We start from the raw sequence: 11907 nt of genomic DNA on the forward strand, positions 1-11907 counted from the left end.
AGGGAAAACAACTTCAAGGTAATCGATACTAACATGAATCTAAAACTATAATGAAAGGTTGATTAAAAATGTCATACTTACCAAAACCTCATGGAGGAAAACTTATTCAAGCGTTTGACCCTAATTACGATCTAACTTCTGTAGTAAAAGAACTGGAAATTGATGCGATTGCCTTAAGTGACCTTGAATTAATCGGTATTGGTTTATTTAGTCCGTTAAAAGGTTTTCTTGGCAAGGCGGATTATGAATCTGTTGTTAACAATATGCGTTTAGCAGACAATACCATTTGGTCCATCCCAGTTACACTTCCAGTTTCTTACGAGGTTGCTGGATCACTAGTTGTGGGAGAAGAATTCAAACTTACCTATAACAACGAAGTTTATGGAGTAATTAAGGTTTCAGAATGGTTTGAACCTGATTTAGACAAGGAAGCAGTTGAAGTATATAAAACGGGAGAACTTGCCCACCCAGGTGTGAAGCGCCTTTATGAAAGAGGACCTGTATATGTGGCAGGAGAAATTGTTTTAGTTAAAAAATCAGAAAAAGGTGTCTTCGGTGATGTATGGTTTGAACCAAAGGAAACTCGGGCCATTTTCGAAGAAAAAGGATGGAAGACAGTTGTAGGCTTCCAAACTAGGAATCCGATTCATCGCGCACATGAATACATTCAAAAAGCGGCACTTGAGACTGTTGATGGCTTATTTGTAAACCCGCTAGTTGGTGAAACAAAGTCAGACGACGTCCCAGCAGAGGTTCGTCTAAAAAGCTACCGAGTGTTACTAGATAATTATTATCCTAAGGAACGTGCACAGTTAGGTGTGTACCCAGCAGCAATGAGATATGCAGGTCCAAGGGAAGCAATTTTCCATGCACTTGCTCGTAAGAATTTTGGCTGCACTCACTTTATTGTCGGTCGTGACCATGCTGGTGTTGGTAACTATTACGGAACTTACGATGCACAGCACATTTTTAGTAATTTTACAGAAGAAGAGCTTGGCATCAAGCCGTTGTTCTTTGAACATAGCTTTTATTGCAACAAATGTGAAGGAATGGCTTCTGATAAAACTTGCCCGCATAGCAAGGAAGACAGAGTAATCCTTTCCGGAACAAAAGTAAGAGAGATGCTTCGCGCAGGAGTATTACCACCATCAACCTTTAGCCGTAAAGAGGTTGTAGAAGTACTGATCGAAGGAATGAAAGAAACAGCTACCGTGTAAGGAGGAATTAAATCTATGGCTAAACCAACAAATATTACATGGCATGAAACATCTATTTCAAAAGAAAATCGACATGAAAAAAATGGGCATGGAAGCTGTGCTCTTTGGTTTACTGGACTCTCAGGGTCTGGTAAATCAACAATCGCTAATGCGGTATCTAATGAATTATTCCGCCAGGGAATCAGTGAATATGTTCTCGATGGGGATAATATTCGCCACGGATTAAATAAAGATCTTGGTTTTTCCGATTATGACCGAACTGAAAATATAAGAAGAATTGGCGAAGTGGCCAAATTGTTTGTCGACAGTGGCAAAGTTGTGACGACCGCTTTTATTTCTCCATTCCGCTCTGATCGTGACCAAGTCCGTGCATTGTTCGAAGACGGTGAATTTATTGAAGTCTTTGTGCAATGCCCGATTGAGGAATGTGAACGTAGAGATCCAAAGCAGCTATATGCGAAAGCACGCCGCGGGGAGATTAAGGATTTCACTGGAATTGATTCACCATACGAAGCACCAGAACAACCAGAAATTACTCTTCACTCAGATCATGTAACAGTTGAAGAAGCGGTGGAACAAGTCTTTGCTTATCTAAAAGAGAAGAACATTATCTAAAAAAGACGGTGGTTCCTTCTATCGGTTATGAGGAAAGTATGGTAATGTCCTGAAAGGTGAAGGATAGTAAGTGAAGCAAGGAAGGAGCAGTGAGGGTGAAAGCAATTCTATACATTGGCCATGGTACACGTTCAAAAGAGGGGGCTGAAGAAGCCAAATCTTTTATACATAGAGTGATGGAACGAATAAATGTTGAAATTCAGGAAATCTGTTTTCTCGAGTTGACCAAGCCAGGTATTGAAGAGGGCTTTCTGCACTGTGTTGATAGGGGAGCGACAGAGATAACTGTCGTTCCCTTATTTTTATTAGCTGCGGGTCATATTAAAGAAGATATTCCACAAGCTCTTTCTTCTCTTTACGACCGGTATCCAACAATCAAGGTAAAGATAAGCGATCCTTTTGGTGTTCAAGGGAAAATTCTCGATGGAATTGCCGAGATGGTTAGAAAAACGGTCATCGATCTATCACCTAAGGATTCGGTTTTAATTGTCGGAAGGGGAAGTAGTGACAAGAGTATTCACACAGCCTTTGCCGCGATAACCAAAGGGATTAGTGATCGACTTGGAATTGAAAATGTAGCGGTTTGTTTTTTAGCTGCAACAGAGCCAAGGCTTAAAGAAGGGCTTAATTCCATCTCTGTAAATTCTGCTGGAAAAATAATCGTGATTCCTTATTTATTATTTTCCGGTCTTCTTTTAAAGGAAGTGGATCAAATGGTCTCAATGAGACAAAAGTTAGGTCGGCAGATCTTTCACACCGGTCAACTGAGTAAACATCGTGTCATTGAAGATATTATCATTGAACGAGCAACAGAAGTTGAATAAATTTATTTATTTTTGCTAAAATCGATAGATTTTAGCTATTTTTTTGGAAAAAAAGGGTAGATTAACAAAGTAAATAATTAAAAGATGAACTCGAGTTCATCTTTGAGTGTAAAAATGATATAATTAAACTATAGATAGCTATTATTTTGAACGAAATAAGTTCTGGCTAAATTTTGACGAAAAGATGTGATGATGTGACAGATCTTAAACAAGAAAAAGTTCAACACCGAAAGTTACCTCTAAGAAAGATCGTACTCCGAGCAATCGCCATCACCATAGGAGCTATCCTAATGGCAACAGGGTTAGAAATATTTCTAGTCCCAAACCATGTTATTGATGGTGGAATTACAGGTATTTCTATTATGCTTGCGCATATCACAGGATGGAAATTAGGGATTTTCCTCCTCATCTTAAACCTGCCATTTGTTTATATGGGATATAAGCAGATGGGAAAAACCTTCGCTATATCAACCGTGTATGGAATTATTGTTTTATCGATTTTCACTTCATTTTTTCATCCCATTCCAGCATTTACCGATGATATTCTCCTTGCTACTGTTTTTGGCGGGATGATTCTCGGGACAGGGGTAGGTGTCGTTATCCGCAATGGCGGTGCATTAGATGGAACAGAAATACTGGCACTTTTGATCACTAAAAAAGTTCCATTTTCTGTTGGGCAAATTATCATGTTCATTAATATCTTTATATTAGGTGCAGCAGGTTTTGTTTTTAGTTGGGACCGTGCCATGTATTCGTTGCTAGCTTATGTTATTGCATCCAAGGCCATTGATACCGTGGTAGCCGGCCTGGAAGAATCTAAATCTGTGTGGATTATCAGTGATGAAGCAGAAGAGATTGGAAATGCAATAAATGCGAGACTTGGAAGGGGAGTTACCTATATTAAAGGGCAAGGTGCCTTCACTGGTGACAATAAGAAGGTCATCTTCAGTATTATTACGAGGTTGGAAGAATCAAAATTAAATACGATTGTTCAGGATATTGACCCGAGCGCATTTTTAGCGATTGGTGACATTTCAGAAGTTCGCGGAGGCCGATTTAAGAAAAAAGATATTCACTAATAAAGAAAAAGGATCTGCGATTCAATCACAGATCCTTTTTATATATTAATGACCTATTCCGATATTATCTACATGATTAATATGTTTATTATTAGCCCAGATAAATAGGACCGAAACGACCACAAACCCGCCTCCAACTAGAAATGGAATACTTGGGTTATAGATTTCAGCAAGTTTACCTGCCGTAAATGGTGCTATCGCACCTCCAATAAATCGAAGGAAGCTATAGGCAGCAGAAGCCGTTGATCGTTCAACTGGAGCTGCATTCATCACGGCTGTGGTAATTAGAGTATTGTTATTACCTAATAAAGCGCCCGCTAAAATAACTGCTGCAATGATTACCCATTGTGTTGATGTCCATATCCCCATGACCACCAATAGCAGGGCGAACAAAATTAACATCAAACACATTGATTTTATGGTTCCGAACCATTCTGTCAGTTTTGGTGCCATAAAAACAGAGGTAATCGCAAGTAAAACCCCCCAGCCTAGGAATACGAATCCTAACCCGTGTTCATCCAAGCCCATGACGAATGGTGCATATGCAAGCAAAGTGAAGAAGCCGAAGTTATAAAGTGCCGCTGCAATACCGAAGACTAAAAGTGAACGATGTTTTAAGGCACGGAATGGATCCATTAACGAAGATCGTGATTTAACTCCAGGTGGAGTGGTTGATTTTGGCATTAATATGAAGAGACCAATAAAGGCTATAATCATTAAGCTGGCAACCCCAAGAAATGGACCTCGCCAAGACATTCCGCCAAGCCATCCGCCAAGTAGAGGACCAACAGAAATGCCAAGACCGATTGCTGCTTCATATAAGATGATCGCTTTTGCGGTTCCGCTGTTTGATAGTGATACAATTGCTGATAAAGCTGTTGCTACAAAAAGTGCATTTCCAAGTCCCCATCCGCCTCGAAGTCCGACGAGGGTCCAAATCCCATTTGAAAATCCGCCAAGTGCTGAAAAGACTGCAATAATTACGATTCCAGACAATAAAGTCCATTTGATACCAAGCCTTGTAGAAATCACCCCAGTAATAAGCATGGCAACCGCCATAACGGCATTATAACTAGTGAACAGCAAGGTAACTTCACTATGTGAGGCATGTAGTTGTTCGGCAATTGCCGGCAAAATGGGATCAACTAAACCCAATCCCATGAACGCAATAATGCTTGCAAAAAAGACGGCCCAAACAGCTTTTGGCTGGTTAAGTAAACCCGCCTTTTCATCAGGTCCCACCTGTATCTGTTGTGGTGGTGGAGCGGTATTAGTTTTTGGTACTGATGCCATCAAATTTCCCCCTATGCGATTCTTTCCAACTTTTTGAATTAGTTGTATGATGAAAGTATATAATTGTATTATACAATTAATTTTCACCACGTCAATAGTGCTTTTGCCATATCAGTCAAACCGTGTATCCTTACAAATAAGAATGTGAGTATGTTATCATAATTTATATGAGGAAATAACAGTGAGGTAGGAATATTAATGCATGAACATTATTTAGAAATGATCGAACTTGAATTAGCTATTCTGATTCGCCGAACCACGTCAATTTCGAGTAATAAGAAATTGGGGAATCTTGATCGATCGGCCTATTTAATCCTACGGCGTATTAATGAAAAGGGTGCTGTTGGAGTTAAAGTATTAGCGGATGAATTTAAACTAGATATCTCTACCGTCAGTAGACAGGCGGCCGCTCTAGAGCATAAAGATTATTTATATCGAATTCCAGATCCATTGGATGGTCGAGCGTATTCTCTTCAATTAACTGAACTGGGTGCAAAGGAATTATTCGATTATCAACAGGCGCGATTGAAGAGAGTCGCAGAACTGCTAGAAGATTGGTCGGATGAGGAACGTGAATTATTCGGGGTACTTTTAGAAAAATTCAATCGGTCTTTTAAATAATAATTATTTTGAGTTAATTGAAAAAAGAGGTTGATCCAAAAAGTTATGATTGACATTTTTTGGATCAACCTCTTTTTTTTAATGGACATTTTTATATTAACAGAGTAATTACAGTGAAAAGAGAGACAACGGTTGTCTTAACTGTTATTATTTTGGTGTGAGCAACAATTACACATCAAGAGTTTTTATTAAGGGTGGGAGAGGTTATCATGGATACTACAAGAACCGAACAAGACTTCTTAGGAAAAAAAGAAATACCAGTAAATGCTTACTACGGTATTCAGACTCTAAGGGCAGTTGAAAATTTTCCAATCACAGGTTATCGAATACATGAAGAATTAATCATTGCACTTGCGATGATTAAAAAAGCAGCAGCGATTGCTAACATGAGAACGAAGCGTTTGTATAGTGGACTTGGGGATGTAATTTGCCAAGCAGCAGATGAAATTATTGCAGGGAAATGGAATGATCAGTTCATTGTAGACCCAATCCAAGGCGGAGCTGGGACCTCCATGAATATGAATGCAAACGAAGTTATTGCCAACCGTGGACTTGAGATACTTGGACACGAAAAAGGTGCCTATTTGCATTTAAGTCCCAATACGCATGTGAATATGTCGCAATCCACCAATGATGTTTTTCCAACTGCCATTCATATTGCGACACTAAGAGTACTAGAAAAGTTACTTGTGACGATGAAGGATATGCATGAGGTATTTAAGGATAAAGCTAAGCAATTTGAAACCGTAATCAAAATGGGTCGTACCCATCTTCAGGATGCTGTTCCTATTCGCCTTGGCCAAGAGTTTGAAGCATATTCCCGTGTGCTAGAAAGGGATATTAAGCGAATTAACCACTCTCGTGAAAACTTGTATGAAGTGAATATGGGAGCAACTGCGGTTGGAACGGGTTTAAATGCAGACCCTCAATATATCGAAGATGTCGTTAAAGAACTGGCGGTCATTAGTGGACTGCCATTAGTCAATGCTGAACATTTGGTTGACGCTACCCAGAATACGGATGCATATACAGAGGTATCAGCTGCACTTAAAGTATGTATGATGAATATGTCAAAAATCGCCAATGACCTCCGGTTAATGGCCTCAGGTCCCCGTGCAGGATTAGGGGAAATATCACTGCCCGCACGTCAGCCAGGATCATCGATTATGCCGGGAAAAGTGAATCCTGTCATGCCAGAGTTGATTAATCAGATTGCCTTCCAAGTGATCGGGAATGACCATACCATTTGTCTTGCCTCAGAAGCAGGGCAACTTGAATTGAATGTAATGGAACCTGTATTGGTATTTAATTTACTTCAATCCATTAGCATTATGAACAACGGCTTCCGTTCTTTTACCGACCATTGTTTAGTAGGTATCGAGGCTAATGAGGCACGCTTAAGAGAGAATGTCGAAAAGAGTGTCGGTATCATTACCGCAGTAAACCCGCACCTTGGCTATGAAGTGGCAGCAAGAATCGCCAGAGAAGCAACCGTTACTGGGAAATCAGTTCGTGAACTATGCTTAAAGTATGATGTCCTTACCGAAGAAGAATTAGATCTTATTTTAAATATCTATGAAATGACCAAACCTGGAATATCCGGGTCAGCCCTCCTAGATAGAGATTAATATTAATATTTAAATTTACTTGGTGCCTGACACCCAATACGATTACGTATTGGGTGTCAGGCACTATTTATTATTTTAATAGAATACTTAACGGGACGAGTTGGTAGCCTTGGCCCTTTAGCCATGGAATGACTTGGTCGACGGCTTCTGGAGTATTTATTCCTCCGATATGCATAAGGATGATATCACCATTGCTTGCTCCTGTTTTAATACGGGAAATGATGACTTCAGTGTCTGGTTGTTTCCAATCAATTGTATCAAGCGACCACTGGATGCTAAAAGGATATCCCGCTGCACCAACAATTTTTAGCGCGGCAGAATTGTACGAGCCGAATGGAAAACGAAAATAGGGCTGTGGAGATTTTCCTGTTGCCTCCTTAATGGCTACCTCTGCTTTGATAATATCCTGTTTTAACGCATTTGCTGTTGTTTTTACTGCATCAGGATGAGAGTAAGAATGGTTACCAATTTCATGTCCTGCCTCGGCAATTTTCTTGGCAAGGCCAGGATACTTCTCAACCCACTTACCTGTAAGGAAGAACGTAGCTTTGACATTATGCTTTTTCAGGACATCCAATATTCTTATCCCTACTGCATCACTTCCGGCATCAAAGGTTAATGAGATCTGTTTTTGCTGGGGGCTTCCCTCTGAAATAATGACAGAGGAGGCCGTTGTCGGTGGAGGGTCCTGCTTAGGTGGAGTCGGCTCCACATTCTTACCATAAAGCTTTAAGATTTGACCTACATAGATGGCATCGGAGGATAGATTATTCCATTGCTTTATTTTTTCTACAGTCACCTCGGCCCTAGTTGCAATGGAAAATAAAGTATCTCCCTTAACGACTTTGTATTCAACTATTTCGTTATCACCCAGAATAATTTGTTCAGGAGTAGTGGGCTCTGGGTCATTAGGTTCTTCCTCAGGCTCTACAGATGGAGGGTGTTCCTCGTCAGCAGGGTTTTCCTTTTCAGGATCCTTCCCATCCACATTTTGTCCAGGACCTGAAGGAGCCTCTGTTTTAGGGGAATCGACAGGTTTACCATTCCTCAGGGCTGTCAGGTTCCAGTTGTAAAAGAATAACAAGAATACAACGCATCCTAAACAGATTGTTGCTAGAGAATAATAAACTTCTTTTCCGCTTTTTCGATGGACCTGAGATACCACACCTAAAACAAGAGATACAGAAAATAATAGTATACTAAGCAGTATTAATGTTTCTCGCATGGCACTTTCCCCCTTTAATTCAAGTGATGACCAGGGAGCAGAATCATTTAGTTTGCAAGGAATCAATTTATGGAGTAAATTGAGGGCTAAAGGAGTATTGATATTAAATTAATTTCTGCTTTAATTATACAATATGAGAATTTGGGCTTAGTTGCTACGTACCTTTTAAAAAAAGCTTACGAAGTATCGAACATCAATTTAATCTCCTTTTTTATATTAAGATTTCCAATTTTTTTTGCAGGAAATTGCCATTAAAAATGGAATAGAATAGGAGAGTCATATGAAACAAAATCCGTTGTAAATCGTCTAAAAATATAAAAGGGCATAAGGCTATACAAAAAGGAGTAAAGTAGGAGAAAATGGCGAAGCGTAATTGGGTAATATCACTATTGGTAGCTGTGTGTTTAATTGGCACTGGATGTTCGGGACAAACCGCAAAAGAAAAAGAGGCAAAGGCAGCGGAAAAGCAAGAGCAAATAGAAAAAGAGAAAAAGTTACAAGAAGAAAAGAAGCTGGCCGAAGCAAAGAAACGAGAAGAAGAACGAAAACGAGAAGAAGCGAGACCTGTATACGTAAATATTATTGATCCGAACACGAAAGACATCGTAAAAACTTTTAATACAAAGGATTTAGGATACATAACGAATCCTGACAATTATAAAGTCGAAATAACAAAATTGACAAGAGAACTTGCTCGTGGAACCCAATCAAAGCCTGGATACGACAAACGAATGGTTCTTGATAAACTTGATGAAAAAGGGAATATCATCAAAGGTACTCCTCAACAAATTCTTGATGAAGAAGAATTGGCTGAAAAGATAATGTTGGTCTCAGAAAAAGGCGGCAACGTGGAATTACCTTTATATGTGAATGCAAGCGGGTATCAGGCTGAAGAGGCTTCTCAATTAGATGATGTCGTAGTCGCCACATATACGACCCATTTTAATAGTGGGACTGTGGGAAGAACTAAAAATATTGAACTATCAGCAGAGGCGATAAATAATGTCATCCTTGGGACCAATGATTCGTTCTCATATAATACAACAGTTGGCCCGAGTGACGCTGAACACGGATACCAAAAAGCACCGGAAATAAATTACGGTAAGTTAGTTGAGGGTTATGGCGGGGGCATCTGTCAAACTTCTTCTACTTTGTATAATGCAATCGATCAATTGGCCGTCCAATATATCGAAAAACACCACCATTCTTTAACGGTGGGTTACGTGCCAAAAGGAAGAGATGCGACTGTTTCTTATGGAGGTAAAGATTTTAGATTTAAAAATACTACTGGTGTACCTTTAATTTTAAAAGCGATAGTAAACGGAGGTTCACTAACGGTAGAAGTAAGGACGTCAAAAACGTATCAAAGTCAACTTAAGAAACGAATCTAAGTAGCCAAATGTTGAAGATATGAAGTCATAAAAAAATCCCTTCATTAATCCAAACGGAATTAATGGAGGGATTTTTATTTATTATCCAGTTACTGCATTTCTTCCCAATCAGTATATTGACCAGTGCCTTGGCAACCTGGACATTCAAACGAATTAAAGTAAGCAAATTCATTATAAGGATAGACGGTATAGCCACGGCCATGACAGTCAGGACATTTGCCTTGGTCTTTCATATTTGAGACATGATTTTGGTATTTAGTCTCTTTCCATTGGTTAAAAGAGTTGAGTAGTCCCATTTTATTCACCTCATCTTTTCTTCTTAGTATGGAGAAAAAATGGAATATTTATGCTTGTATTAGTTTATTGCCTATAGGGAATTCATTGGAATAAAGATTCCATTTATCAAACTAATTTACTTTTCTATAATAATTTTATGTGAAAAAAGGTAGTTTTGTGATGGATCAGAATAAAAAAAGCGGAAAGCATCATAGCTTTCCGACTTTACCTAAAAAATCTTATTTTCCTGTAATGTTTAATTTTTTCATTCGATACTGCAGGCTTTGTCGGCTTAGTCCGAGAAGATTAGCGGTCCGGGATATATTAAAATCATTTTTAGATAAAACATGATCAATATAGGATTTTTCAAATAGCTCCATCTGATATTTCAGTGGTACTGCTGTTTCAGAATGTTCCTTAATAAAGGTATCCACCGTAGAAAGGGGAATCATTCTCTCTTTCATCTGCATTTTGCTTCGATATTGGTAGGGTAAATGAGAGTAGGAAATCCATTCCTCATCAATCATTATGTTCATCGCAGCTTCAATGATATGCTCAAGTTCGCGGACATTCCCGAGCCAGTCATATTCAAAGAAGGACTGTTTAACCTCCTCGGTTAACCCTTTTACATTCATCTGAAACAGTTCATTGTATTTTTGAATAAAACTCTCGACTAATAATGGAATATCCTCTTTCCGATCTTTTAACGCAGGGATAAAAATGGTGACAACTCCCAGACGATAATATAAGTCTTTGCGCATTCGATTATTAGCAATAGCATCAATCGGATCTTCATTCATATTGGCAATGACTCGAACATCCACAGGTGTATCCTTCGTATCCCCAATACGCCTAATCGTTTTTTCCTGTAAAACACGGAGTAATTTTGCCTGCAAATTTAGATTCAATGAGTTAATCTCATCGAGTAATAGGGTACCTCCGTTAGCCTGTTCGAATAAACCAGGGGTGTCGACTGCCCCCGTGAAGGCACCGCGTTTTGTTCCAAACAGAAGACTTTCGATTAGATTATCAGGCAGGGCAGCGCAGTTTTGTGAAATGAACGGAGCAGATAGCCGAGTGCTCCCATTGTGGATGCTTTGAGCAAAAAGTTCTTTCCCCGTACCAGTATCTCCAACAATTAAAACATAGGAAGAGGTCCTAGTTGCCCGTTTGGCAGATTCAATAACTTCTTTAATAGCTGGACTGTTCCCAATGATTTTATCAAAAGTGTATCGGGTCTGCCCCTTATTCATATTGCCTTTAATGAGTCGTTCCAGCTTTGTTACATCCTTGGCGATCTCGACAGCACCCTGAAGTTTTTCGTTGTTAAAAATAGGAATGGTATTGTTAAGGGTCGTAATTTCGCGTCCTTTATTATTAAAATAAGTTTGTTTGACGTTACTTGTTTCTTTGCCCTCCTGGAGTGCTTTTACTAGTGTACTAGATTGGTCGTCTTTAAACATGAATACATCAAGCAGGTTTTTATCAATGACATCTTGAAGGTCCATTGACTCCATTTGCATCATTTTTTTATTATAAATAATTGTTTTCCCAGTTTCATCTACTGCATGAACACCCACATCCACCTCGTCTAAGATCTGTTTATACATCCGATTTAGGTACTGCAAATAATTGACTGTATGATTATTTTTCTCCATTTTGATTCATTCCCTTTGATTAATCCTTTATGCAACTATTTAATCAAATAAAACTTAATAATGCAAAATAGTTTTGCAGT

11 protein-coding genes are annotated in these 11907 nt (G+C 39.0%); 7 read left to right on the forward strand and 4 right to left on the reverse strand.

What is annotated here, in order from left to right; genetic code table 11:
• Nucleotides 1–68 precede the first annotated feature (68 nt).
• The 4 genes from sat to BR30_RS0122025 all read left to right on the forward strand — a co-directional run bounded on the left by sat (nt 69) and on the right by BR30_RS0122025 (nt 3735).
• On the forward strand, nt 69–1217 hold the full coding sequence (gene sat / locus BR30_RS0122010; RefSeq protein ID WP_026566880.1) for a sulfate adenylyltransferase: 1149 nt from the start codon (nt 69–71) through the stop codon (nt 1215–1217).
• A 15-nt stretch (nt 1218–1232) separates the two neighbouring features.
• Nucleotides 1233–1832, forward strand: a complete 600-nt coding sequence (cysC, locus tag BR30_RS0122015) for an adenylyl-sulfate kinase (protein WP_026566881.1) — start codon at nt 1233–1235, stop codon at nt 1830–1832.
• A 95-nt stretch (nt 1833–1927) separates the two neighbouring features.
• Nucleotides 1928–2656, forward strand: coding sequence for a sirohydrochlorin chelatase (locus BR30_RS0122020; RefSeq protein WP_026566882.1), 729 nt, complete (start codon nt 1928–1930; stop codon nt 2654–2656).
• A 194-nt stretch (nt 2657–2850) separates the two neighbouring features.
• Nucleotides 2851–3735 (forward strand): YitT family protein, encoded by an 885-nt coding sequence (locus BR30_RS0122025; protein ID WP_026566883.1) that lies wholly within the window; start codon nt 2851–2853, stop codon nt 3733–3735.
• Between the two features lie 45 nt (nt 3736–3780).
• Here the strand turns inward: BR30_RS0122025 and BR30_RS0122030 are convergent, their stop codons facing one another.
• Complete coding sequence (locus BR30_RS0122030) at nt 3781–5028, reverse strand: MFS transporter (RefSeq protein ID WP_026566884.1); 1248 nt, start codon at nt 5026–5028, stop codon at nt 3781–3783.
• Nucleotides 5029–5226: 198 nt separating this feature from the next.
• Between BR30_RS0122030 and BR30_RS0122035 the strand changes: the two genes are divergently transcribed.
• Together BR30_RS0122035 and aspA are read left to right on the forward strand one after the other, a co-directional pair.
• Nucleotides 5227–5649 carry a MarR family winged helix-turn-helix transcriptional regulator gene (locus BR30_RS0122035; protein WP_026566885.1) on the forward strand — a complete coding sequence of 141 codons (423 nt, stop codon included), beginning with the start codon at nt 5227–5229 and terminating at the stop codon, nt 5647–5649.
• Between the two features lie 209 nt (nt 5650–5858).
• Nucleotides 5859–7277 (forward strand): aspartate ammonia-lyase, encoded by a 1419-nt coding sequence (gene aspA, locus BR30_RS0122040; RefSeq protein ID WP_026566886.1) that lies wholly within the window; start codon nt 5859–5861, stop codon nt 7275–7277.
• Nucleotides 7278–7347: 70 nt separating this feature from the next.
• Here aspA and BR30_RS38515 read toward each other — a convergent pair whose 3' ends face one another.
• Nucleotides 7348–8502, reverse strand: a complete 1155-nt coding sequence (locus BR30_RS38515; RefSeq protein WP_051633725.1) for a polysaccharide deacetylase family protein — start codon at nt 8500–8502, stop codon at nt 7348–7350.
• A gap of 359 nt (nt 8503–8861) precedes the next feature.
• Between BR30_RS38515 and BR30_RS0122050 the strand changes: the two genes are divergently transcribed.
• Nucleotides 8862–9893 (forward strand): VanW family protein, encoded by a 1032-nt coding sequence (locus BR30_RS0122050; RefSeq protein ID WP_026566887.1) that lies wholly within the window; start codon nt 8862–8864, stop codon nt 9891–9893.
• An 89-nt stretch (nt 9894–9982) separates the two neighbouring features.
• On the opposite strand, the gene BR30_RS0122055 is transcribed toward BR30_RS0122050, so the two are convergent.
• Complete coding sequence (locus tag BR30_RS0122055) at nt 9983–10189, reverse strand: DnaJ-like cysteine-rich domain-containing protein (RefSeq protein ID WP_026566888.1); 207 nt, start codon at nt 10187–10189, stop codon at nt 9983–9985.
• Between the two features lie 219 nt (nt 10190–10408).
• Nucleotides 10409–11827 carry a sigma-54 interaction domain-containing protein gene (locus tag BR30_RS0122060; protein ID WP_051633726.1) on the reverse strand — a complete coding sequence of 473 codons (1419 nt, stop codon included), beginning with the start codon at nt 11825–11827 and terminating at the stop codon, nt 10409–10411.
• Between the last annotated feature and the right edge of the window lie 80 nt (nt 11828–11907).

The organism is Bacillus sp. UNC41MFS5 (genome assembly GCF_000686805.1).